At 40.5% G+C, this 25,550-nt stretch carries 21 protein-coding genes; 8 read left to right on the top strand and 13 right to left on the bottom strand.

The window, feature by feature from the left end; all coding sequences use genetic code 11:
- Nucleotides 1–3 precede the first annotated feature (3 nt).
- The 6 genes from nrdR to queA form a co-directional block, all read right to left on the bottom strand.
- Nucleotides 4–453, bottom strand: coding sequence for a transcriptional regulator NrdR (nrdR, locus tag FVA72_RS03675; protein WP_004914623.1), 450 nt, complete (start codon nucleotides 451–453; stop codon nucleotides 4–6).
- Between the two features lie 384 nt (nucleotides 454–837).
- The gene (secF, locus tag FVA72_RS03670; protein ID WP_004905538.1) at nucleotides 838–1,806 is read right to left on the bottom strand and encodes a protein translocase subunit SecF; all 969 of its coding nucleotides are present in this window, start codon (nucleotides 1,804–1,806) and stop codon (nucleotides 838–840) included.
- Nucleotides 1,807–1,816: 10 nt separating this feature from the next.
- On the bottom strand, nucleotides 1,817–3,664 hold the full coding sequence (secD, locus tag FVA72_RS03665; RefSeq protein ID WP_071585895.1) for a protein translocase subunit SecD: 1,848 nt from the start codon (nucleotides 3,662–3,664) through the stop codon (nucleotides 1,817–1,819).
- A 26-nt stretch (nucleotides 3,665–3,690) separates the two neighbouring features.
- Nucleotides 3,691–4,023 (bottom strand): preprotein translocase subunit YajC, encoded by a 333-nt coding sequence (gene yajC, locus FVA72_RS03660; protein ID WP_004905542.1) that lies wholly within the window; start codon nucleotides 4,021–4,023, stop codon nucleotides 3,691–3,693.
- Nucleotides 4,024–4,117: 94 nt separating this feature from the next.
- Nucleotides 4,118–5,245 carry a tRNA guanosine(34) transglycosylase Tgt gene (tgt, locus tag FVA72_RS03655; RefSeq protein WP_004905543.1) on the bottom strand — a complete coding sequence of 376 codons (1,128 nt, stop codon included), beginning with the start codon at nucleotides 5,243–5,245 and terminating at the stop codon, nucleotides 4,118–4,120.
- A gap of 91 nt (nucleotides 5,246–5,336) precedes the next feature.
- Nucleotides 5,337–6,407, bottom strand: coding sequence for a tRNA preQ1(34) S-adenosylmethionine ribosyltransferase-isomerase QueA (queA, locus tag FVA72_RS03650; protein ID WP_004905546.1), 1,071 nt, complete (start codon nucleotides 6,405–6,407; stop codon nucleotides 5,337–5,339).
- 484 nt (nucleotides 6,408–6,891) lie between these two features.
- Between queA and FVA72_RS03645 the strand changes: the two genes are divergently transcribed.
- The 3 genes from FVA72_RS03645 to ggt all read left to right on the top strand — a co-directional run bounded on the left by FVA72_RS03645 (nucleotide 6,892) and on the right by ggt (nucleotide 10,329).
- Complete coding sequence (locus FVA72_RS03645; protein ID WP_096864519.1) at nucleotides 6,892–7,503, top strand: ACP phosphodiesterase; 612 nt, start codon at nucleotides 6,892–6,894, stop codon at nucleotides 7,501–7,503.
- A 217-nt stretch (nucleotides 7,504–7,720) separates the two neighbouring features.
- Entirely contained in the window at nucleotides 7,721–8,323 is a 603-nt protein-coding gene (locus FVA72_RS03640; RefSeq protein WP_004905550.1) for a peroxiredoxin C, read from the top strand.
- A 239-nt stretch (nucleotides 8,324–8,562) separates the two neighbouring features.
- Nucleotides 8,563–10,329, top strand: coding sequence for a gamma-glutamyltransferase (ggt, locus tag FVA72_RS03635; protein WP_004905560.1), 1,767 nt, complete (start codon nucleotides 8,563–8,565; stop codon nucleotides 10,327–10,329).
- A gap of 41 nt (nucleotides 10,330–10,370) precedes the next feature.
- Here ggt and nadS read toward each other — a convergent pair whose 3' ends face one another.
- The 5 genes from nadS to phoB form a co-directional block, all read right to left on the bottom strand.
- Entirely contained in the window at nucleotides 10,371–10,673 is a 303-nt protein-coding gene (gene nadS, locus FVA72_RS03630) for a NadS family protein (RefSeq protein WP_096864520.1), read from the bottom strand.
- A 168-nt stretch (nucleotides 10,674–10,841) separates the two neighbouring features.
- The gene (locus FVA72_RS03625; RefSeq protein WP_243154737.1) at nucleotides 10,842–11,108 is read right to left on the bottom strand and encodes a type II toxin-antitoxin system RelE/ParE family toxin; all 267 of its coding nucleotides are present in this window, start codon (nucleotides 11,106–11,108) and stop codon (nucleotides 10,842–10,844) included.
- Nucleotides 11,109–11,327: 219 nt separating this feature from the next.
- A complete protein-coding gene (gene brnQ, locus FVA72_RS03620; RefSeq protein ID WP_004905565.1) occupies nucleotides 11,328–12,653 on the bottom strand; it encodes a branched-chain amino acid transport system II carrier protein in 1,326 nt (441 codons plus the stop codon).
- Nucleotides 12,654–13,143: 490 nt separating this feature from the next.
- Nucleotides 13,144–14,454, bottom strand: a complete 1,311-nt coding sequence (gene phoR, locus FVA72_RS03615; protein ID WP_004905567.1) for a phosphate regulon sensor histidine kinase PhoR — start codon at nucleotides 14,452–14,454, stop codon at nucleotides 13,144–13,146.
- 23 nt (nucleotides 14,455–14,477) lie between these two features.
- Nucleotides 14,478–15,167, bottom strand: coding sequence for a phosphate regulon transcriptional regulator PhoB (phoB, locus tag FVA72_RS03610; protein ID WP_036958559.1), 690 nt, complete (start codon nucleotides 15,165–15,167; stop codon nucleotides 14,478–14,480).
- A gap of 250 nt (nucleotides 15,168–15,417) precedes the next feature.
- On the opposite strand from phoB, the gene sbcD reads away from it, so the two are divergent.
- Entirely contained in the window at nucleotides 15,418–16,632 is a 1,215-nt protein-coding gene (gene sbcD, locus FVA72_RS03605) for an exonuclease subunit SbcD (RefSeq protein WP_110592406.1), read from the top strand.
- 1 nt (nucleotide 16,633) lies between these two features.
- Entirely contained in the window at nucleotides 16,634–20,317 is a 3,684-nt protein-coding gene (locus FVA72_RS03600) for an AAA family ATPase (protein WP_110592407.1), read from the top strand.
- 45 nt (nucleotides 20,318–20,362) lie between these two features.
- Here the strand turns inward: FVA72_RS03600 and FVA72_RS03595 are convergent, their stop codons facing one another.
- Entirely contained in the window at nucleotides 20,363–21,646 is a 1,284-nt protein-coding gene (locus FVA72_RS03595; RefSeq protein ID WP_110592408.1) for a cystathionine gamma-synthase family protein, read from the bottom strand.
- A 48-nt stretch (nucleotides 21,647–21,694) separates the two neighbouring features.
- Nucleotides 21,695–22,729, bottom strand: coding sequence for an isopenicillin N synthase family dioxygenase (locus FVA72_RS03590; protein WP_110592409.1), 1,035 nt, complete (start codon nucleotides 22,727–22,729; stop codon nucleotides 21,695–21,697).
- Between the two features lie 240 nt (nucleotides 22,730–22,969).
- Between FVA72_RS03590 and FVA72_RS03585 the strand changes: the two genes are divergently transcribed.
- The 3 genes from FVA72_RS03585 to FVA72_RS03575 all read left to right on the top strand — a co-directional run bounded on the left by FVA72_RS03585 (nucleotide 22,970) and on the right by FVA72_RS03575 (nucleotide 25,513).
- On the top strand, nucleotides 22,970–23,830 hold the full coding sequence (locus FVA72_RS03585; protein ID WP_004905584.1) for a MetQ/NlpA family ABC transporter substrate-binding protein: 861 nt from the start codon (nucleotides 22,970–22,972) through the stop codon (nucleotides 23,828–23,830).
- Nucleotides 23,831–24,183: 353 nt separating this feature from the next.
- Nucleotides 24,184–24,783, top strand: coding sequence for a nitroreductase family protein (locus FVA72_RS03580; RefSeq protein ID WP_004905586.1), 600 nt, complete (start codon nucleotides 24,184–24,186; stop codon nucleotides 24,781–24,783).
- Between the two features lie 430 nt (nucleotides 24,784–25,213).
- A complete protein-coding gene (locus FVA72_RS03575; RefSeq protein WP_094961944.1) occupies nucleotides 25,214–25,513 on the top strand; it encodes a type 1 fimbrial protein in 300 nt (99 codons plus the stop codon).
- Nucleotides 25,514–25,550 lie beyond the last annotated feature (37 nt).

Genomic DNA, 25,550 nt, shown 5'->3' with positions numbered 1-25,550 from the left:
GCGTTAATCCTGTAATTTAGCGATTTCTTCGCCAAATTCACGCACATCTTCAAAGCTGCGGTAAACAGAAGCAAAACGGATATAGGCAACTTTATCGAGCTTTTTCAGCTCATCCATAACCAAACTGCCAATTAATTTCGACGGGACTTCACGTTCCCCGGTAGCCCTAAGCTGGGATTTAATAGAAATAATAGCTTGTTCAATATCATCAGAACTTACAGGCCGTTTTTCTAATGCCTTTTGCATACCACGATTAAGCTTTTCTTCATCAAAAGGCTCACGAATATCGTCGCTTTTAATGACTCTAGGCATGACAAGTTCAGCCACTTCAAAGGTTGTGAAGCGTTCATGGCACAGTAAGCATTGGCGGCGTCTACGGACTTGGGACCCTTCACCGACCAGACGCGAGTCAATAACTTTCGTATCTACAGCTGAGCAGAATGGGCAGTGCATAGCGTTTCCTGAATCTATTTAGGGGGAGATAGTTTACCCTACTATGCGAGAAAAAACACCCTAGAAGATGCCTCCTAGGGTGTTCTCGTTGCTCTTCATATTTCGCGTTGTAGGGGTGTTGGCATCGTTTATTAACCCTAGTCACATACTTTTGTATGCTCCTAGGGATTAATTACACTTGCCGCCTACCTACAACACGAACTATTTTGAGCACTAATAATTGGCTTAACTCTTCATAATTCCCGTCGTAGGGGTATTGGCATCGTTTATTAACCCTAGTCACATACTTTATGTATGATCCTAGGGATTAATTACACTTGCCGCCTACCTACAACACGAACTATTTTGAGCACTAATTGGCTTAGTTACTCATCGTTTTTAAAACTAAGGCAGTAACGACTCTTGGTCTGCACCTTCTTTTTCGACTTTCGCTTGCATCAAGTGTTCACGCTTCATACCCATCTTCAGTGCTAGTGCAGAAGCCACGTAAATAGATGAGATAGTACCGATAGTTACACCGATTAACATAACCAATGAGAAGCCTTCCAACATTGCGCCACCGAACAGGTATAGCATCAGAACCACTAATAATGTGGTTGCTGATGTCATAATGGTACGGCTCAATGTTTGCGTCAAAGAGACGTTCATGATTTCGTACGGTGTCCCACGACGAATTTTACGGAAGTTTTCACGGATACGGTCTGATACAACGATACTGTCGTTCAGCGAGTAACCGATAACCGACATCAATGACGCCACGATAGTCATATCTATCTCAATATGGAACAAAGACAGAATACCTAAAGTAATCACCACGTCATGCGCAAGAGATAGCACGGCACCCGCAGCCAAGCGCCATTCAAAACGGAACCCAACATAGATTAGGATACAAATCAACGCAGTTAACAGAGCCAAAGCCCCTGTTTGCGCCAATTCAGCCCCAACACTTGGCCCCACGAATTCAATGCGTTTTACGGTTGCTTTATCATCCACACTTTGGTTGATAATCGTGATAATTTCTTTGCCGACTTCTTGACCCGCGGTGCCTTCAATAGGCGGGATACGGATCATGATGTCGCGGCTGCTACCAAAGTTTTGGATTAGTGGATCTTTATGGTTCGAGTTAGACAAGCTATCACGAATTTTATCCAAATCAGCTGGCTGACTTAAGTTGATTTCAATTACCGTACCACCTGTGAAATCTAAGCCCCAGTTAAAACCCTTGACGCCGATAATCACAAAAGAAGCAATCAGTAATACGATAGAAATGCTAAAGGCAACGTTGTCCCAGCGCATAAAGTCATAAACTTTACGACCATAGTTCAATTGTTCAACAGTATAATCCTGTGCCACAACGTGCTCCTTAAATTGACAGCTTGTTAATACGTTTACCGCCGTAAAGCAGGTTCACGATAGCACGTGTACCGACGATAGCTGTAAACATAGAGGTTGCGACACCAATCGCTGTCGTAATCGCAAAGCCTTTAATAGACCCAGTACCCACTGCATATAGAATAATCGCAGTGATAAGTGTCGTTAAGTTTGCGTCTGTAATACTTGAGAAGGCGCCTTTATACCCTTCATGAATCGCTTGCTGAACAGATCGACCGTTCTTGAGCTCTTCTTTAATCCGTTCGTTAATAAGAACGTTAGCATCGACTGCAACTGCAAGGGTTAATACAATACCCGCAATACCTGGCATGGTCAGCGTTGCCCCCGGTAATAAGGACATAACACCAACAATTAACACCAAGTTTGCTAACAGCGCACTACTCGCAATCAGACCAAATTTACGATAATAAATAATCATAAACAGGATAGAAGCTAACAGACCTGCGATACACGCTTTTAGCCCTTGCTCGATATTTTGCATACCCAGTGTTGGACCAATGGTACGTTCTTCAACAATTTGGATTGGCGCAATCAACGCACCAGCACGTAACAGTAATGAAAGCTGGCGAGCTTCAGTACCGTTAGTAATACCCGTAATACGGAATTTGCTACCAAAACGCGCAGAAATACGTGCCGCATTGATGACCTTTTCATCTTTCACCAAAATTGAACGGCCAGTTGCATCTTTTTTACCACTGTCTTTGTATTCAACAAACAGCGTTGCCATCAGCTTGTCTTGGTTATCACGTGTAAAGTCAGACATGATAGAACCACCAGCACTATCAAGACTGATACTCACTTGTGGTTGGCCATTTTCATCCGCTTCAGAGGTTGAATCCGTAATATGGTCACCCGTTAAGATCACACGCTTATATAAAACGTAAGGCATGCCTTCACGGTCATATTTAACTTCTGAATCACCTGGTACACGGCCACTTTCTGCTGCGGAAGAATCGACTGAAGTATTCACCAAACGGAATTCTAATGTCGCAGTCGCACCTAAAATTTCTTTTGCGCGAGCAGTATCTTGGATACCGGGTAATTCAACCACAATTCGGTCAGCACCTTGGCGTTGAACGAGTGGCTCCGCAACACCTAATTGGTTTACACGGTTGCGAATAATAGTAATGTTCTGAGAAACTGCATAGTTACGTGCTTCACGTAAACGCTCGTCGGTCATAACAGCAATCATGGTGTTATCGCTGCCATCACTAAAGACTAAGTCTGGGTATTTACGAGACAATGCTTTTTCAGCTTGGCTACGATCGTCCGCGTTACGGAAGCGAACTTCCACGCTGTAATCATTGCCTTTACGAATAGAAGAGTACGCAATGCCTTCTTGACGCAGGTCATTACGCAAACCATCCATGTTTTGTTCCTGCAATTTACCTAATGCAGTGTCCATATCAACTTCCATCAGGAAGTGAACCCCACCACGCAGATCAAGACCAAGCTTCATCGGTTCACCACCGATCGCTTCGAGCCACTTAGGCGTTGCAGGTGCAAGGTTTAATGCAACAACATACTGGTCACCCAGTGCATTCATGATCACTTCACGCGCACGTAACTGAACATCAGAGTTGTTGAATCGGGCTAAAATTGCCCCATTTTCTAGAGAGATAGATTTACTCTCAATTTTATCGTCTTTTAACGATTTTTGGACTTGGATCAGCGTTTGTTCATTGGCGGCGGTTCCCCGCACGCCAGTGATCTGAACAGCCGGATCCTCACCATATAGGTTTGGAAGTGCATAAAGCAAACCGATGAGGATCGCAAAGATCAACATCAGATACTTCCACAAAGGATAACGGTTTAGCACGGCAGTTCCCTTCGGGAGAATCAGAATTAAATTGCTTTCATTGTGCCTTTAGGTAAAACAGCAGCAACGAAATCACGTTTGATGGTTACTTCTGTGTTCTCACTCAACTCAAGAACCACATAACCGGTTTCAGACACTTTAGTTACACGCCCGATTAAACCGCCAGTTGTTAAAACTTCATCACCTTTAGTGATAGATTCCATCAATTTACGGTGTTCTTTCGCACGTTTTTGCTGTGGACGCAAAATCATGAAATAGAAGATCAGCGCGAAAACAACAAGCATGATAACCATGGTGTATGGACTACCTTGCGCTGGTGCACCTGCTGACGCCGCTGCTTCAGAAATAAAAAAACTCATTCAACTTTCCTCATTGTTTTATTGAAAGCAATTTTACATACAAAAAAGCTAAGTTTGATATGCTACACAGATTAGTGGCATTTCGCACTTAAATTCACTCGATATTTAATGAAGGTTCGGGTTTACCAATCTTTTGGTAAAAATCTTTAGCAAACTCTTCAAAATTCCCATTTTCAATGGCTTGGCGAATACCTGCCATCAAACGCTGGTAATAACGTAAATTATGGATGGTATTGAGCCTTGCACCAAGGATTTCATTACATCTATCAAGGTGATGCAGATAAGCACGGCTATAATGACGACAAGTATAGCAGTCACAATCAGCATCCAGTGTTGATGTGTCTGATTTATACTTAGCATTACGAATTTTTACCACGCCATTTGTCACAAATAAATGCCCATTTCGTGCATTTCGTGTTGGCATCACACAATCGAACATATCGATACCACGGCGAACCCCTTCAACTAAATCTTCAGGTTTGCCAACTCCCATTAAATAACGAGGTTTGTCAGCTGGAATTTGCGGGCAGACATGTTCTAAAATTCGGTGCATATCTTCTTTCGGTTCGCCTACGGCTAAGCCGCCTACAGCGTACCCATCAAAGCCGATTTCCACCAGTCCCTTAACTGAAATATCACGTAAATCTTCGTAAACACTACCTTGAATAATACCGAACAAAGCATTTTTATTGTTTAGTTCGTCAAAGCGTTGGCGGCTACGTGCAGCCCAACGCAACGACATTTCCATTGATGTCTTTGCATAGTCCCAATCTGCTGGATACGGCGTGCACTCGTCAAAAATCATGACAATATCTGAGCCGAGGTCATACTGAATTTCCATCGATTTTTCAGGGCTTAGGAAAACTTTTTCACCGTTGATAGGGTTGCGAAAATGCACACCTTCTTCTTTAATTTTGCGCATCGCACCAAGACTAAAGACCTGAAAGCCACCTGAATCGGTTAAAATTGGCCCTTGCCATTGCATAAAGTCATGGAGGTCACCATGTAACTTCATGATTTCTTGACCCGGACGTAACCACAGGTGGAAAGTATTCCCTAATAAGATTTGAGCGCCAGTTTCTTTCACTTCTTCAGGGGTCATCCCCTTGACTGTACCGTAGGTTCCTACTGGCATAAATGCAGGGGTTTCCACCACGCCGCGCTCAAAGACTAAGCGACCACGGCGTGCATTGCCGTCAGTCGTTTGTAATTCATATTTCACATTTGCCTCCTAGCAGCAGAAAAACAGTCTGTTGCTATCGATAATATTAATTTGCTAAGCAAGCAGCCGATGCCACCGCTTATAAAACTGATTACTCTCCAATTTTCTCAAATCGAGCGTTTGTATTGGGGGTAATAAACATAGCATCACCATAACTAAAGAAACGGTATTTTTGTTTAACGGCTTCTTCGTATGCATTCATGGTGTTTTTATATCCAGCAAACGCAGAAACCAACATAATTAATGTAGATTCAGGTAAGTGGAAGTTGGTGATTAGTGCATCTATCACCTGATATTCATACCCAGGGTAAATAAAGATTTGGGTATCATCAAAAAATGGAGCAATTAAAGCGTCTTGGCTTGCTTTTGCGGCACTTTCTAGTGACCGAACCGACGTTGTTCCAACAGCGATAACGCGATTACCTCGAGCTTTACAGGCTAAAACGGCATCCACGACCTCTTGTGGCACTTCTGCATATTCAGAATGCATAATGTGATCTTCGATAGTATCAACACGTACTGGTTGAAAGGTACCGGCTCCCACATGTAATGTCACAAACGCCATTTCTACGCCTTTTTGGCGCAATGCTTCAAGTAACGGCTCATCAAAGTGTAAACCTGCCGTTGGTGCTGCGACAGCCCCTGGTTTTTCACTATACACGGTTTGATAAAGTTCTTTATCTGACTCTTCATCAGGGCGATCAATATAAGGCGGCAGAGGCATATGACCAATTTGGTTTAGAATGCTTAATACATCACGTTCATCATCAAAGCGCAGTTCAAACAATGCACCATGACGCGCGACCATGGTCGCCTTCACGCTTTCATCTTCACCTAACAGTAATTCAGCCCCTTCTTTTGGCGCTTTTGATGCCCTAACATGGGCTAATACGCGGTGTTCATCCAGCATACGCTCAATCAGAACTTCAATTTTACCACCGCTAACTTTGCGCCCAAATAACCGTGCAGGGATCACGCGAGTGTTATTGAACACTAGCAAGTCACCGTGCTCCAATTTTTCTAGAATATCGGTAAAAACACCATGCGTGAGCTGCCCTGAACCGCCATCGAGGCTTAATAAACGGCAAGCACTACGTTCAGCCTGCGGATAGTGGGCAATCAGTTCTTCAGGTAATTCAAAAGTAAAATCAGAAACACGCATTGTATTGACATCAATCTAAAAAAACAGGCGACTAGTCTAGTGCCGCGCTGACTTTGGCGCAAGAAATAAGCGTAAAATAGTACAGAAAAACACCATTATTTAACAAATATTTTGTTAGCAAAAAATTCTGTACGCTATTTGTCCATTCAAAGAATGAATTATTTCAATTTCAATAAACTTTCATGACAAATTTATTTCGACTTTTTTATTTTTTTCTCTCAGTACTGATACCCCATGAATTTCGAATTAGAGGAATGCTTTATTCCTCTGCCAAGTAATGTCCTGTGAGTTTCGAATTCAACATAATTACTGCTATAGTTTGAGCAATCAAAAAGCTAGCTAAGCTGCGCTGCATGTCCTATGGATTTCGAATCACAGGTAGGCAGCAAGTGAAGATATCCCGATGAGCATACATGAGTATGTGATTCGGGTGGCTTTACGGAGCTAACACCCCTGTGGTTTGAAAGACGACGGACATTTTAAAGTGAATTATTTAGCGCACCTCCACCTCGCCCACCTCGCTGACAGCTCCTTACTCGGCAACATCATGGCTGACTACGTCCGCGGAAACCCTACGGGCCTTTATTCATCTGAAGTTGTCTCTGGTATCTTTATGCATCGAGCCGTCGACCGCATTACGGATACCCACCCTTTAGTCAAAGAAGCTAAGTTGTTGTTTCGTGATGAATATCGCCGTGTTGCGCCCATAACCTTGGATTTAGTCTGGGATCATTTTTTGTCGCTGCACTGGTCGACTATTGAGCCATCAATATCGCTAGCGGGCTTTGTACGTGACTGCCGAACAATAATTGAGCCACAACTTTGTCATACTCCTGAAAAATTTCAGGAGTTAAATGAATTCCTTTGGCCTCAGCAGTGGCTGATACGCTATGCGGATAAAAATTATATTGGTAAATCACTGAATGGTATGGCGAGAAGGCGCCCCAAGCTTGGAGCGCTAAGTGGTTCATTTAACGACTTTTTATTACAGTATGATGCGTTAGAAAATATTTTCTTTCAATTTTATCCAGAAATGATGGCTAATGCGCTGCAACATTTTTTTGTACAAAATGTCACAATTAACACAAAGGAATAAATTAAAGCTTGCACTTTAATGGAATAAAACTATCTTATTGATATTAATTTAATAAACTAGTATGATTGATAGTCAAAACCTATCACAATAATCGGTTTAAATGTCTTTATTATCAAAAGATATTTTTCTATTCTTTTGGCAGTCTATGTCCACACTATTTATCAGTGATTAAATAGACAGGACAAAAAACTTTAATTCAAACTCATAGGAGTAAATTATGGTTCTGGTAACACGTCAAGCCCCTGACTTTACTGCTGCAGCTGTTTTAGGTAATGGTGAAATCGTTGATAACTTCAACCTGAAAACCCACCTGAACGGCCGTCCAGCTGTGATCTTTTTCTGGCCAATGGACTTTACTTTCGTTTGTCCTTCAGAGCTGATCGCATTCGACCACCGCTACGAAGAATTCAAAAAACGTGGCGTAGAAGTTGTAGGTGTTTCTTTTGACTCTGAGTTTGTTCATAACGCATGGCGTAAAACACCAGTAGATAACGGCGGTATTGGTGAAGTTAAATACCCAATGGTTGCTGATATCAAACGCGAAATCATCAAAGCTTACGGTATTGAACACCCAGATGCAGGCGTTGCACTGCGTGGTTCTTTCCTCGTTGACAAAAACGGCGTTGTCCGTCACCAAGTCGTTAATGACCTGCCATTAGGCCGTAACATTGACGAAATGCTGCGTATGGTTGACGCGCTGCAATTCCACGAAGAGCACGGTGATGTTTGCCCAGCTCAGTGGGAAAAAGGCCAAGAAGGTATGAATGCTTCTCCAAAAGGCGTTGCTGACTACCTGACTAAAAACTCTGCAAAACTGTAATTCGTTACGCGAGTTTTAGAAAAGCGGGCATCAAGCCCGCTTTTTACTTTTTGTGAACCTAGTCTATCTTTTCTCTTCCTACTAGCAATTATTCCACTCAGTTAACAATTCTTAACTCAAATACTCAATGTTTTGTATTATTGTGTGCTATACATTAAAAGCACAAATAATTAACAAATTATTCATATTGAATATTTGTGCGATAAAACACCTCACCTAACCTTAACTGGGAGATACGAATGATAAAAACATCATTACGCCCTGCGGTTCTACTTCTTTCCTTACTTGTTTCCAGTCAACTATATGCCGCCTCCGAACCTGCGGTTGAAGCGAAAAAAGGCATGGTCGTTTCTTCCCAACATTTAGCATCACAAATTGGGGCTGATATTCTAAAATCAGGCGGTAATGCCATTGATGCAGCTGTTGCGGTAGGGTATGCACAAGCCGTGGTTAACCCTTGCTGCGGTAATATTGGCGGTGGCGGCTTTATGACTATTCACCTAGCCGATGGGAAAGACTTATTCATTAACTTTCGAGAAACTGCCCCTGCTGCCGCTAGCGCAGATATGTATTTAGATAAAGACGGTAAATTGATTAAAGATGCCAGCCTCTATGGCTATCTTGCGTCAGGTGTACCCGGTACCGTTAAAGGCCTAGACTATGCCTTAGAAAAATACGGGACAATGAGCCGCCAACAGGTGATGGCTCCTGCCATAAAATTAGCCAGAGAAGGCTTTACTCTAACCCGTGCAGATACCGATGTTCTCGACACCACGACAGAACGTTTTAAACAAGACCCTGAAGTGGCTCGTATCTTCTTAAAGCCTGATGGTAGTGCCTTCCAACCGGGAGACTTACTAGTCCAAACAGATTTAGCCAATACCTTAGAAAAAATTGCCCAGAATGGCCCATCCGCTTTTTATGAAGGTGAAATCCCCAAAATTGTTGAAGAAGCATCGAAAAAAAATGGTGGTATCTTAACAGCAAAAGATTTTGCGGATTTTACAATTACAGATACAGCGCCTGTCAGTTGTACCTATAGAGGGTATCAATTTATCTCTGCTCCACCACCTAGTTCAGGCGGGGTAACTATCTGCCAAACGCTTAATATCTTAGAAGGGTATGACCTCAAGGAAATGGGCTTTAACTCTGCGGACTATATTCATACTCTTACAGAAGCAATGCGCCATGCCTACATGGATAGAAACACCTTCCTTGGTGACCCTGAATTTGTCGATAATCCAACCGAAAAATTACTCAGTAAAGCTTATGCAGAAGAGTTACGCAAAGAAATCAAACCCAACCAAGCAACGCCATCAACCCAAGTTCAACCGGGAATAGGGCCACACGAAAAACCAGAGACAACACATTACTCTGTAGTAGATGAAAAAGGAAATGCGGTTTCAACGACTTATACGATTAATGGCCGATTCGGTTCTGTTGTTATCCCTCCGGGGACAGGGTTCTTCTTAAACGATGAAATGGATGATTTCACCACAAAAGTCGGCGAGAAGAATTTATATGGCTTAGTACAAGGGGAACGCAACGCTATTGCACCGGGTAAACGCCCATTATCATCCATGAGCCCGACTATCGTGACGAAAAATGGCAAGGTATTTTTAGTTCTCGGTTCACCGGGAGGCTCACGGATTATTTCAATTACGCTGCAAACCGCTTTAAATATTATCGACCATGGTATGCCGCCACAAGAAGCCGTTAATGCACCGCGTATTCACCACCAGTGGCTCCCTGATGAGGTTTATTATGAGCAAAGAGGCGTTTCTAAAGACACCTTAGCGCTCCTCGATAAAATGGGTTACCAGATGGTTGAGCAAACGCCATGGGGAGCTGCCGAGTTGATTATGGTCGCGATCCCTGAAGGCGCTGGTGTTAGTGCCAAATCTTCGGGTAATGATTCCGCTGTTTCAGGAAAAGTACGCGAAGGCTTTATTTATGGCTCTAACGATGTACGCCGTCCAGCAGGTAGTGCAGTTGGGGTTGATTAATCGCTGTCGAAGGATCCAACCCCTTCTCTGATGGGGTTGGATTAAATATGAATGGCCCTCAACTCATTAATCAGGCTTGGTTTCTTTTCTAAAAGATACAACAATTTGAGGGCCATTCCTGATGGAAACCGACGTTGTTGTTCCCAGCTACGGACCAAATCAACACTAGAACCTATCGCTTCTGCAAACTCTTGTTGTTTCATACCAGAGTGTTTACGAATAGCTTTAACATCTGGTAGTTCGAAGCGATGAATATTTTCACTAGCAGGAACTAATTCACCTTTCTCGATAGCAACCATCTCTTCTAAGCTACTCACTAAATCGTCAAAAAGCTTTTTTCCCATACCATTATCCTTATTACATAACTCATTCAATTCTATATTTTAAATAATTCGAGCGGCAGTTAGGTGATAAAGGAAGATAGACGGAAAGCATAGATAAACTATGTGACTCGGCTATCTGAGCGTAATCAACACCGCTGCAACTTGAAAGATTACGAGTATATTTAACCATTAAGCAAGCTTTTGAATGATTGCTCGTAAAATCGCTTTTTCTTGTTCATTCAAATCTTCCTTTGCGTTCTTAGTATAAATCGTAAGCAAATACAACCTACCGCTCATGGTTCTGTTATAATAGATAACCCTAACACCACCACGTTTTCCTTTATTTAAGGCTCTCCAACGTATTTTTCTACATCCTCCAGAGCGGCTTATTACGTCACCATACTCATAGTTTTCTAATAAGAAGGCCTGAAATAATTGAAATTCATTATCTTCCATAATTAGTTTACGTTGCTAACTAAAAATTCTAGTTTCAACAAACTCTAAATAATTCATTTGCACCTCCTTGCGCATTTCCTATCCAATCTACTAGTACTCCGTACTAACTTCAACAAAAAAATATCATTAGCCCCATTCAAAACGAGTTATGTAACCGCTCTGGTTACACAAAAAAAGGCCGCTAACATTAGCGGCCCTTCGATTCAATAATTGAAATTACTATACTTGTTTATGCTGCGCAGCGGGTGCCACAAACTTATCGCATAAAATTGCCACGACCATCACAACAACAGTTGGTAATACCCAGACTAAATCTTGCTTATACAGTGGCATTGCAGTCATCCATTCAGGAATATAACCTTTCAGATGATCTGACGCTTTTACGGCGCCAATTAAACCGACCACAAAGCTGACTAACATTGTCGGCGCAATCACTATCGTTGGGTTTTTCCACCACTTCAAAGTAAAGCTTAATAAAATTAATACAATACAAGGTGGATAAATTGAAACTAGCACGGGTAATGAGAAGGCGATTAACTTACTCAAACCTAAGTTTGAGATCACCATGGAGAACACACCTAGGATCAATACCAGTTTACGGTAAGAAATCGGTACATACCGGCTGAAGAACTCTGCACAAGCACAAGTTAAGCCGACGGCAGTTACCATACAAGCAACAAATATTAATACCGCGAGGAAGAAGCTACCGTAATTACCAAAAGTATATTGGACGTAGGTATGTAAAATGTCAGCGCCATCAGCAGGGTTTGGAATTAACGAACCACTATTCTCACCAAGCTTAAACAATGACAAATAGACCAGCGTCAATAATACCCCTGCAATTAACCCTGCCCACATAGTATAACGAGTTAATAATGAAGAGTTTTCGATACCCCTTGAACGCGCCGCATTAACAATAACGATACCAAATACCATCGCACCGAGGGTATCCATTGTCAGATAACCATTGATAAAGCCGTTCGAGAAAGCCATCTCACGATATTCTATTGTTGACGGAATCGGATCACCCGCAGGCCACATGACAGCCGCAATACCCAAAATAGCCAAAGCTAGCATTTTTACAGGCGCTAAAATGTGCCCAACGCTATCGAGCAGTTTTCCTGGGTATAATGAAATACCAATAACTAGAACGAAGTAAACCACGCTGTAGATCAGTAATAGCATATCGGACTCACCACCGAATAATGGTGCGATACCGACTTTATAAGATACAGTTGCCGTTCTTGGCGTTGCGAATAGAGGCCCTACCGACAAATAAGCAACAACCGCCAATAGTAGCCCTGCAGTTTTGCCGACAGGCGTACTGAGCGCTTCAATACCCCCACCCACTTTAGCCAGCGCAATAACCGTCAAAACAGGTAAACCCACACCAGTAACCAAAAACCCTAGTGCCGCAGTCCAAACTTGTTCCCCTGCCTGCAAACCAACCATAGGGGGAAAGATAATGTTTCCTGCCCCGACGAATAGCGCAAAAGTCATAAAGCCTAATGCGATGATATCTCTTGATGATAAACGATGAGCCATATTATGTTATTTTTAAGTGACAAAATAGAAAATTATGGGTTTACACTTAGCAACCCTTTGAAATATATATAGCGAGATAGAATTCTGATAAACATACTGTTAACAATATAAAAAAGTATATTTGCTTGTATCACACGAAATGAAAAGTCAAAAAACAGAAAAATTCGCCAATAACTGACAACAAGTAGAACTTTTATAGGGCAAAAAGGCAATAGCAAACCTAAAAACAAGAATAAATAACTAAACTAATTTTCAGAACTAGTGATTACTTTCAGTAAAATCCCAATACTCGTTATATGCTTTGTTCGAAAAATGAACAGCTCATATTTTTCTAGTGATTATAATTGATTATTTAACAGAATATATAATTAACGTGACGACAATTATCAGCATTAAATATATGAATATTGAATTGAATACCTATATGGACTGGTGAATAGAAATAATCCACTTTATTAATATTTTGATCATATTAATAAAGTGGAATTATTTACCCATTTTTAAGTTTTTTATCATCAACAATTAGTACTGTTGGTAACGTAAATGAAAACTCACTCCCTTTACCTAACTGGCTCGTCACCACCAACTGGCTACTATGATGTTGTAATGCATGTTTAACAATAGCTAACCCAAGGCCAGTACCTCCACCGCCTTGGCGGGAACGTGCTTTATCTACTCGATAAAAACGTTCGGTTAAACGAGGGATATGCTCTGCGGGTATCCCTTGCCCGTTATCTCTCACACTAAAACGCGCCCCTTGCCCGCTTCTCTGCCAATCAACCCAAATTTTGGTGCCTTCAGGCGTATGGCTGATCGCGTTATAGACTAAGTTCGCCACTGCACTACGTAATTGCTCTTCATTACCATGAACACGCAATTTTTCATCAACATGAAATTCAAATTGATGACGCCCTTGGCTTAAACTAAGCGCTTCTTGCTCAATCATTTTGAGAATGACAGGGATATTCACTTGCTCATCAAGGTTAATTTGAGGGGCAATTTCGATGCGTGATAGCTGCAAAAGCTGCTTAACTAAGTTATCCATGCGGTGCGTTTGCTCTTGCATAACATGCAGTGCTTTTTTATTGACCGCAGTCACGTTTTCTTGGTCATCCATAACCTCTAGGTAACCTTGAATGACAGTGAGGGGAGTCCGTAATTCATGGCTCACATTCGCAAAAAAGTCCCTACGCGCCTTTTCCAAACGACGTTTTTCTGTCACATCTCGCGCAACCATCAATAACTGCCCTTCGGTATATGGCAAGATACGAAACTCAACGATTTCACCACTATTGAGCTCGATAGTCAGCGCTTGGTCATAACGTTTGATGGTGAAGTAACGGCTAAAATCAGGATAACGTAATAAATTAAAAATATGTTGACCATTATCTTCAGGCCAACGAAAGCCGAGTAAAGCCTGCGCATGGCGATTACACCAGAAGATATTCCCTTCGGTTGTCATCATTACCACTGCATCAGGTAGTGATTCTGCACCACTACGAAACCGTTTAATTAACTGGCCTAATTCACGGCGGCGTTTTCGATTACGTTGCTGCATCTGGTAGATACCATAAAAAATGGGTTCCCACCCACCTCGCCCTTCAGGGGGCAACATACTTTTATCTAGCCATAACCAGTAAGAAAGCTTGAGCAGGTTATACCCATGCCATATCAGTGCAGCAAGTAGCGATATCACTAATAGCCACGCTAGGTGGCCAATAAAAACCGATAAAATAAGGGCGGGTAAGATAAATAAAAACAGCCCCCAAATCAGCTGCTTAATCGATAAACGTTCAAGCACGCATGCCTCTCCCTTTGTGGGTTTTAATAACGGATAGAAAAACGATAACCTGTACCACGTACAGTTTGTACCATTTTATCATGACCTTCCGTCTCTAGTGCCTTTCTTAACCGCCGAATATGCACGTCAACGGTTCTATCCTCAACATACACATTGGCTCCCCAGACATAATTTAGTAACTGTTCTCTACTATATACGCGTTCAGGGTGAGTCATGAAAAAATGTAGTAATTTATATTCAGTTGGCCCCATATCAATAGGGATGTCATTGCTGGTCACACGATGAGAGGTAGGGTCTAATGTTAACCCATTCATTTCAATAATATCTTCCGTCGCCATTGGTGAAATACGACGTAAAATTGCCTTTACCCGAGCAATTAATTCCTTAGGTGAAAATGGCTTGATAAGATAGTCATCCGCGCCAACTTCCAAACCTTTTACGCGGTCTTCTTCTTCTCCTCGTGCAGTTAACATCATGACAGGAACGTCACGTGTTGCGCTATCACGCTTCATATGTTTAATTACTTGGATACCGGAGCCCCCTGGGATCATCCAATCCAGTAGGACGAGGTCGGGTAGCGGGTCAACGAGTTGTGCAATCGCACTGTCATAATCATCAGCTTCAATAGGCTGAAAACCATTCTGTTCTAATACAAAACAAACCATTTCTCGGATGGGCGCTTCATCTTCAACAACTAGAATGCGTCTTGCCATGATTGTTCCTGTAAAATTAAGAAGACATTTAAAATGTGAAAGCATTATGCGTCACTTTTATGACAGAATTATGAATATCAATGGGTAAAACGCATATTAATCTTTATTTTAACGGTTAAATGTCATTTAAGTGAAATATTTCCGCAACATGGTAATAAAGTCACAAACACCCCTCACCCATTATATGGATCAGGTATACTCTCATTATCGAACGTTCATGCTCATTATTGATGATAGGAATTGATAACTCATGCGCATTATTCATACCTCAGACTGGCACCTTGGTCAGTATTTTTTTACCAAAAGCCGTGCGCCTGAGCACCAACATTTCTTAAATTGGCTAGTTGAGCAAGTAGAACTACACCATGTTGATGCCGTCATCGTTGCAGGTGATATATTTGATACAGGTTCACCACCGAGCTATGCACGTGAGCTGTACAACAAATTTATTGTCGACTTACAAAAAACAGGTTGCCAACTGGTTATTTTAAGCGGTAATCACGACTCTGTTTCTGTACTCAATGAGTCAAGCGCTCTACTTCGTTACTTGAATACACAAGTCATTACATCTGGAAGTGAGCCGCATGTTATTACATTAGTGAATAAACAAGCGCAACCTATCGGCTTAGTTTGTGCCATTCCTTTTTTACGTCCTCGGGATATTCAACTGAGTATCGCAGGGCAAGATATTGAAGAGAAACAACGCTCACTACAAAGCGCTATTCATGATCATTACCAAGCCAGCTACCAACTCGCACTAGAACAACGAGCCGCTTTAGGGTTGGATATTCCAATTATTGCAACTGGCCATTTAACCGTTGTCGGCGCAGCCTTAACTGACTCTGTGAGAGACATTTATATTGGTACGTTAGATGCGTTTCCTTCTGGGGCCTTTCCCCCTGCTGACTATATTGCCCTTGGCCATATTCACCGCCCCCAAGTGATTGGAGGACAAGAAAATATTCGCTACTGCGGTTCACCTATTGCATTAAGTTTTGACGAAACAGCGCAACAAAAAAGTGTCTGCCTTATTGAATTCACTGGCAGTAAATTAACTCAAATTACCCCCTTGGAAATCCCCATTATTCAGCCATTACAAAGCATTAAAGGTTCCTTAAGCCAAATAGAACAGCAATTAGAGATATGGAAAGATTACCAAGGTGATAAACCAGTTTGGCTTGACATTGAAGTCGCTTCACAAGATTACCTAGCCGATATCCAACAACGTATTGAAGCATTGACACAAGAGCTCCCTGTCGACGTCGTGATACTACGCCGTGCACGCAAGCAAATACAGGGACAAAACCAAACCTTGACCAATGAAACATTAAGTGAACTCACCGTAGAAGACGTTTTTTTACGTCGCCTTGCCCAAGAGTCATTAGAAGATCCTGAGCGTGAACAGCGCCTAGTGCAGCTATTTCAACAATCTTATGATGCATTACAAATGAGCAAGGAAAGTTAATATGAAGATTTTAAGTTTACGTTTAAAAAATATTAACTCCCTTAGAGGTGAATGGAAAATTGATTTCACTGAAGAGCCATTTGCTAGCAATGGGCTATTTGCCATTACAGGTGCCACAGGTGCAGGGAAAACCACTTTATTGGATGCAATTTGCCTCGCGCTTTATCACCGAACACCGCGTTTAAAAACCATTTCTAACGCACAAAATGAACTGATGACTCGCCACACTGGGGAATGCCTTGCGGAGGTGGAGTTTGAGGTCAAAGGCAAAGCTTATCGTGCCTTTTGGAGCCAAAGACGAGCAGGAGGAAAACCTGACGGCAATTTACAACAGCCTAAGGCGGAACTTGCAACGGTTACTGATGGTAAAATATTGACCGTAAAAATCACAGAGATAAAGGAATTAGTAGCACAAATAACTGGGCTTGATTATGAGCGTTTTACTAAATCAATTTTACTCTCTCAAGGTGATTTTGCTGCGTTTTTAAATGCTTCAGAGAAAGAACGAGCTGATTTACTTGAAGAAATTACAGGCACAGAAATTTATAGCCAAATTTCAATTTATGTTTTTAATCAACACAAGCAAGCTAAAATTGACTTAGATTTGCTAAAAGCGAAAGCGCAAAGTATTAATTTACTCACTAAAGCAGAACATCAAGAGTTATTGGCACAACAAAACCATTTACTTGAACAAGAGACTCAAACCAAGCAACAGCGGGCTCGCCACCAACAAGGGGTTAATTGGTGGCAACAATATCACCAACTCACCCAGCGCATGCAATCACTTGATGATGAGCTTAAAAAAAACGAGCTTGAGTTCCAAGCTGCTCAGCCTCAGTTGAAACGGTTGGCGGACAGCGCTCCGGCAGAATCCCTTCGTCCGTTGTGGCAGGAAGTTGAACGCCAGCAACTACAACTCACTGAATACACGAATAAACAACAACGTTTGCAACTTAGCTTGCAAACTCAGCAAGCTGAACGTGCCCCACTGCAAGAGAAGTTGTTGAAATCACAATCCGAGTATCAACAACACCTTGATTTTGCTAAACAACAACATCAATTGATTGATGAAACTGTCAGGCCTCTGGATAACCAAATTGCACAATTGAAACAGCAACAGTCTGAAATTACGCAGCAAATTGAACAACAACACACAACTCTTCAGCAAAAACAACACTTAGTTAATGAGACACAGAGTCAGATCCAAAATGCTCACATTGAGTTAAAGAAACACAACCTATCCCTAGAAGCGCACCCAAAAGACGCTGAACTGAGTTCCCAAATAGGTAGTTGGCAACAACAAGGTCATTTTATTTTCGAATTAGCCGACAAACTGGCAAGTTTACACAATAAACAACAAATACTTTCAAATGGCGTCGCACAGTTACAGCGGCAACAACAGCTGCAAACTGAAAAATTATCCCAAAAACGTCTCGAGTTAGAGCGCAGCACCGACGCATTCAAAAAACAAGAAGAAACCTACAAACAAAATCAAGAAAAACATGATGTTAAGACCATCAACCAACACATTGAACAGCTACAAGCTCGATTACAGCATGCCAAGTTATTACCCCTAATATTATCTCAATGCCTTAATACTCAAACACAAAAACAGAAAGAAATTCAAAAAGATGTTGAATTAGCACAAAGTATCACTGCAACGCAAAAAGAGTTGAGCATTGCCCTGACACGTATTAATGAGTTAGCCCCACGCGTCAAACTAACCAATGATAAATTACAATTAGAACAAAAAATTGTCAGCCTAGAGCATGAGCGCCAGCAACTCATAGCAGGTAACCCCTGCCCATTATGTGGTGCAACAGAGCACCCTGCAGTTAACGATTATCAATCAATCCATCTCAGTGAAACGCAGCAACAACTCATTGAACTAACAGATAAACTCGACCAATTAAAACAGCAACAAGCTCAGTTAGAATCACAACTTCACACACAAAAACAACGTCAGAACGAAAACTTACAGCAACAACAGCAAACTAATGAACAATTCGATGCTTTTAACCAACAGTGGCAAAAGACATGTGAGCAAGCACTCACTCCTGAGCTAGCCCAAAATGAGCAAGCCGTCACCCTCTTAGTTAATCAATTAACGGATCAATTAGCTACGCAACAGAGAATAGTGGCGGATATGGCGGCTCTAGAACGTGAATATCAGCAAGCCAAACATCATTTACATGAACAACAAGCTAGCTTTACACAGCTGCAATCAGAGCTGTTATTAGTCGAAGAGCGTTTAAAAAACCAAACGCAACAACTTGATGAGCTCCAAAAAGAACATAATCAGCTCCAACAGCGTAAACAGATACAAATAGAGCAATGGCAATCCACCCTAAATCCATTTAACTTAAGCGCGCCAGATAAAGATAAGTTTGATGAATGGTTTCGCGAAGTTACTCAGCGAAGTGAGCGCTTTAATAACCAAAAAATGGCAGCGCAAACACTTAGCCAACAAATTGAAGTCAATACTGCCACATTAAAAGTTGAGTCAGCACAACTCCGTATTCTCACTCAACAAATTGAACAAGAAAGAAATCGTCTTAAACAAATTGAGTTAGATTTAGAGCAAAAAATAGCGCAACGGAAAACACTGCTTTCTGGTTTAGCTATCAGCCAATTCATTCAGCAATTGAATGATAAACAAACCATACTTTTCCAAACTCAGGAACAATTAAGTAAACAACTCAATGAGATTGATAAAGCCATCGCCTCAATGAATGGAAGCTATCAAGAGCTCATTGACGCCAGTGAAAAAACAAAACTGGCACAAAAACAAGCCAATACCCTGTTCACTCAATCACTTACAGATAGCCCATTTAGCCATCAACAAGCCTTTCTTGATGCGTTAATAAGCCACGAAGAAAAGCAACAATTAGAAGAGCTAAAACAGCGCATAAACCAAGCTCGTATTCAGTGTGAAACACGTTATAAAGAGGGGCTACAGGCGATTGAAGTACTGAATCAACAACGCATTGCTGATTTTTCGGCGCTTACTGAAACGCAATTACAAACAGTAGTCACTCAACTTGATGAAGAAATTAAGCAAATAAACCAAAAGCAAGGTCAGATAATTAACCAACTCAGTGCAGATAAGCAACTGCGCCATCAGCAACAGGATTTACTGCAAGAAATAGAGAAAAGCCAATTAAGTTATGACGATTGGAGCTATCTCAGCTTACTTATCGGCTCCGCTGAAGGGGATAAATTCCGACGTTATGCACAAGGCCTAACTTTGGATTGCTTAGTTTCTTTAGCCAATCAACAACTTGAAAAACTTCATGGCCGTTATTTATTACAGCGTAGCCACCAAGCAAACCTTGAGTTACAAGTTATTGATGGCTGGCAAGCAGATAGCATTAGAGACATTAAAACGCTTTCTGGCGGGGAAAGCTTTTTAGTGAGTTTAGCATTGGCCCTAGCGCTATCCGATATGGTGAGTCACCGTACACAATTGGAATCGCTCTTTTTAGACGAAGGTTTTGGGACTTTAGATGCAGAAACGTTAGATATTGCCCTAGATGCATTAGAAAGTTTGAATGCATCCGGCAAAACTATTGGCGTAATTAGCCATGTGGAAGCAATGAAAGAGCGCATCCCCGTACAAATTGCAGTGAAAAAAGGCAATGGACTTGGTTTTAGCGAACTTCCCGCACAATACCGCATCAGTTAACGCAATTTTGTGATTATTCAGGGTGGGAAAACCCCACCCTGATGATTAAATTGCCTCTAATGCTAGTTCCAATGCATATTTAAGGTCATTCACATTTTCAATACCAATTGATAAGCGCACTAAATTATCACTAATACCAATATGCTCCCGGACTTTTTGAGCAACACCTGAATGGGTTGTGGACGCCGGATGGCTAGCGAGCGACTCAGTCCCTCCTAGGCTAACTGCTAATTTAAAGATAGCTAAGTTGTCTAGAAAACGAAATGCATCCGCTTCATTACTCCCCACATTGATAGAGAAGGTTGAGCCTGCACCAGTGCATTGTTTTTGATAAACTTGATGTTCCACACTCCCTTCCGGAAAAAAAGCAGGAAAATGCACTTTGCTGACTTTAGGGTGCTGATGGAGATATTCAGCCAATATTTTTGCACTCTCATTTGCCCTTTCCATACGTAACTGTAATGTTTCTAATGACCGCCCTAGCATCCAGCTAGAATGGGGGTCAAGCTGTGTACCAATGGCATTACGTTGCGCCTTCACTTTCTTGACTAACTCCTGACGTCCAACCACAGCCCCCGCAACTAGGTCTGAATGCCCTCCCACATATTTAGTTAGTGAGTACACACTTAAATCTGCGCCTAATGACAACGGCTTTTGAAATACAGGCCCTAGCAACGTATTATCGCAAATGACTAATGGAATTTGCCCATTTTGGTTCGTCGATATCTGCTTTGCCACTTGGCTAATTAATTCAATATCAACAAGTGTATTCAATGGATTAGACGGCGTTTCAATATAGATAGCCGCGACTTTTTTACCTTTTTCGATACGTTTAGCAACGTCTAAAATAGATTCTTGCTCATAACCATTTTGAAAAGGAACCGAAGTTATTCCAAAACGGGCTAACGTGTTTAAAAATAAGGTTTCAGTTCCACCATAAAGTGGCTGAGAATGGAGTAACACATCACCCGGTTGCAATACTGCCATTAAGCACGTTGTAATTGCCGACATACCAGAAGAAAATAGCGCTGCGCTTTCTGCCCCCTCATACAGGGCGAGTCTGTCTTCGACAATCTCACTATTTGGGTGGTTAAAACGTGAATACACCAATCCTTGTTTATGGTTTTCGCTCGTTTGTGTGCGCCCACTAACTAAGTTAAAAAAATCTTTCCCTTCCTGAGCGGTTTTAAATACAAATGTGGATGTCAGAAAAACAGGTGGCTTAATTGACCCTTCTGAAAGCTTAGGGTCATAGCCATAACTCATCATTAAGGTTTCTGGAGATAATTCTTTACCTTGTAAGTCCTTTTTATAGCTCTGTTCTGACATTTTTAGCTCCAATATGGTTTATCATCATATCTCTAACGACTCGACTGCTCAGATAATATTATTATTACTTATTATTTGCTCATATTCCTTAGGATAAAAGCGACGTGTGACCGTTAAATGGGAGCGCAAGCGCCCTTTAATGACATTTTTTCCGAGGTTGGTAAATAATGGATTCAATGGATCGCTATCAGGCCCTAACGCTTGTTGCGCTAAATAATGGGGTAAATTTAATAATGGGACTTCTTCTGCAAAAATATTTGGCGTAATAAAATAAGCAATAGAATAACGAGAATGACTATTTTTACGCCTAACAACTTGATGAACATTCGCACGTAAATAGCCATTAGTGGCTAATTCAAATACTTCTCCAATATTTACCACAAATGCATTTTCCAAAGGTTCAACATCTATCCAGCCTACATCTGTTTCAACTTGTAGGCCTCCACTATTGTCCTGCCATAATAAGGTTAAGATCCCCGCATCTTTATGTGCGCCAACGCCTTGCTCTCCTTCATTATTATTTTCTCTTGCCGGGTAATGAATAAGTTTTAATAAATGTTGTGCCGGCTCGGCAATAATTTTATCAAAACTATTTTCAGGTAATTCTAGTGCAACTAAAAACGCTTTAATTAATTTTACTGCAATGGTTCGCATTTCACTTTGCCACGCAAGTGCCTGAGATTTAAGTTCAGGTAAAGATTGCGGCCATTGGTTTGGCCCGTGTAAATTAAACCAGATAGGGTCATCTTGATTAACTTGCAATGCAGGTAACTCTTCACCAATATCAATCTGTTCACGGTAATCTGGCTGGCTACGAGTGCTCTCTTCCGTGGATGCTGTATACCCACGAAAATGCTTTGAGTGCTCCATCGAAATGCTTTCTTTTTCGCTTTGAGGTAAGGCAAAAAATTGTTTAGTTGTGGCGAATAGTTGCTCACGTGTACCAACAGGAATATTGTGCCCAACGAGATAAAAAAAACCAATTTCTCTAGCAATAACCCGTAATTTTTTGTAGAAATTCTCTCGTGTTTCAGGGTTTTCGAGTTCTTGTAAATCAATAATGGGTAATTGTGTTATAGACATATTAATCGACCTTCTAAAATATTTATTTAAATAATGAATAAAATTCAAGATATATTTATCACTCGATTAAATACCACATCTGATATTACTAAAAATAATTTAAAACTATATCGATATAACTTTTTGTAACAGTTCACATCTTATATAACTGAAAATAAGAAATATGAAAAAAATATTATTTATAAAGCGTTATTTTTATTTGGTTAGATACCGAGAACAAAACCAATTAGAGATCATCAAATGAAAAAACTACCTGCAGTGTTATTGTCCTTGTCGTTATCAGCCATAGTGGCTTGCTCCCAAGAAGAAGACACCAATGAAATTACAGCACCACAAAAAGTAACTTCACAAAAAATTATTATTGGCAGCCACGGTAGTGATGCGGATATATGGAAATTTATTGCCCAATCACCGGAAGCTAAACAAGCCAACCTCGATATTGATGTCAAAATTATTGACGATGGAATAACACTCAACGTCGCTACCATTGACGGAGATGTTGATGTTAATGCATTTCAATCTTGGGGGTTTTTAAAAGATTTTAATAAAAATCATAATAACCAATTAACGGCGATCTCAACCACCTACTTTGAGCCAATGGGCATATATTCGGTAAAACATAAAAAATTAGCTGATTTACCTAAGCAATCTATCGTTGCCATTCCCAATGATGCCGCCAACCATATACGTGCACTTAAATTACTTGAAAAGTCGGGGTTAATTGCATTAAAACCTAATTTTAACCAAGCCACAGGGTCTACTAATGATATTGTCTCGAACCCTAAGGACTTAGTTTTTAGGCAAATAAAATATGCTCATGGCCCAAGAGCATTGCCTGATGTTGATATTGCAGTCATAGGTAATACCGCTGCACAAGAAGGCGGGTTAAACGTTTTAACTGACTCGTTATTTAGGGAAGAGAATGATGAGACTATTATTAATAATATCAATTTATTAGTTGTTAAAACAGATAACAAGGATAACCCTAAATTTGCCAAATTAGCAGAACTGTACCACACTGAAGCGGTAAGAAAGTACATCATTGATAATTTTGGTGGAACTAAAATCGAAATAACCAAAAATGTTAGTGAACTCAATTAAGTAAAACTAGTTATCATTCTTGCCTAGCAGGATTCCGCCTCTTGCTAGGCTCTTTAATGACCCATCTATTCTCTCTTTTTCTATGCTCAATTATTTTATATGTATATTATTCATTTGTGCCTATTAATGTCATCTCCCATCATAAAACCTCACCAGAAATATATTTAATGCATTGATTTTAAACAAATTAAAAGCAAAACTTAACTTAGTGCAAAAATTTGAACCTTATCGTTAAATTTTTTTTCTATGATTTTTCATTCGCCAAGTTATAGTAATAACCATTGAAACACACTACGGCTTCTAAGATTTATTCAATAAAATGCCGTGCGCTAATGAAAAGCTAGGAGACTAAAATGTCTAACGCATTTATCGAAATGATTAAAAATCGTCGTACTATTTATAACCTCGGCGATGCTTTACCAGTATCAGAAGAACACGTCACGAAACTAATTAAAGAAGCAGTTAAACATTCACCATCATCATTTAACTCGCAAACGTCTCGTGTGGTAATTTTATTTGGTGCTGAACACAAAAAATTGTGGAATATGACTAAAGAAGCACTGCGTAAAATTGTTCCTGAGCAAGCCTTCGCTTCAACAGAACAAAAAATTGATAGCTTTGCTGCAGGGGCTGGTTCTATTCTGTTTTTTGAAGACGAAAACATCGTAAAAGGTTTACAAGAACAATTCCCTTTATATGCGGATAATTTCCCAATTTGGTCTGAACAAGCCAGTGGTATCGCACAATTTGCAGTCTGGACAGCATTATCACAAGAAAATATCGGTGCATCTTTGCAACATTACAATCCACTGATTGATAATGACGTTCAAACAACATGGAATGTACCAGCTAACTGGATATTACGCGCTCAAATGGTATTTGGTTCGATTAATGCACCCGCTGGTGATAAAGACTTTATGGACGACGATGTTCGTTTCAAAGTTTTCAAATAAACTAGAATACTAAGAATTTAAATAATCCTCTCGTAATATATATACGAGAGGATTTTATTTATTTGATATAATCAAGGTGAATAATTCAATGTCATCACCAATGATTATCATAGTTTTAACTTATAACTTATTCTAAATTAATCAGCACCCTCAATAAAACATATTTATTCAAAATAGCTTATCGAAATAAAAAGAAATATTTACAATTATACTATTATTATTACACTCATGTTACCGTCTGACTATTAATTGAACATGCGAAATTTGACAACTACATAAGTTGATATTTATCAATTCATTAGCCAATCACCCTACTAAACTCTAAGTATATTTTCATTTTTAGTTTTGCATTATAGATATTTGAACTACACTAAAAGTGAGAGCACAAAAACACGTTCCATCGTGTAAGTGTTATTAAGGGGGGTGGACTATGAAAGGTTTATCTTTATTAACATCTGTTGTTGCTATAATCATTTCAAGTTGTTCTTTCACCTATGCAAGTAATAATTCATCAGGAGGTACAATTACATTTACAGGTTATATCTATGAGCCACAATGTTCAGTTAAGGTTGAACATAAAGAGCGAGTGAATATTACGTGTTACCGAAAAGGTAAAGATGTTTCAATAACTGGTTCTTTAAAAAATGGCCAAAAGGTAGAATCTGAATATGTGAAAGTTGAGTATGATAAACACACTAAGTTACCTATGTTAAATGTCTTTTATGAGTAGCTCCATAATGGTTACCTTAATCATAACTGCTCGGAAT

The sequence above is a fragment of the Providencia sp. PROV061 genome (assembly GCF_011045655.1).
GTDB classification, from domain to species: Bacteria; Pseudomonadota; Gammaproteobacteria; order Enterobacterales; family Enterobacteriaceae; genus Providencia; species Providencia hangzhouensis.
Note: the sequence above shows the minus strand (reverse complement) of the source record. Positions and strands in the feature narration are given on the sequence as shown.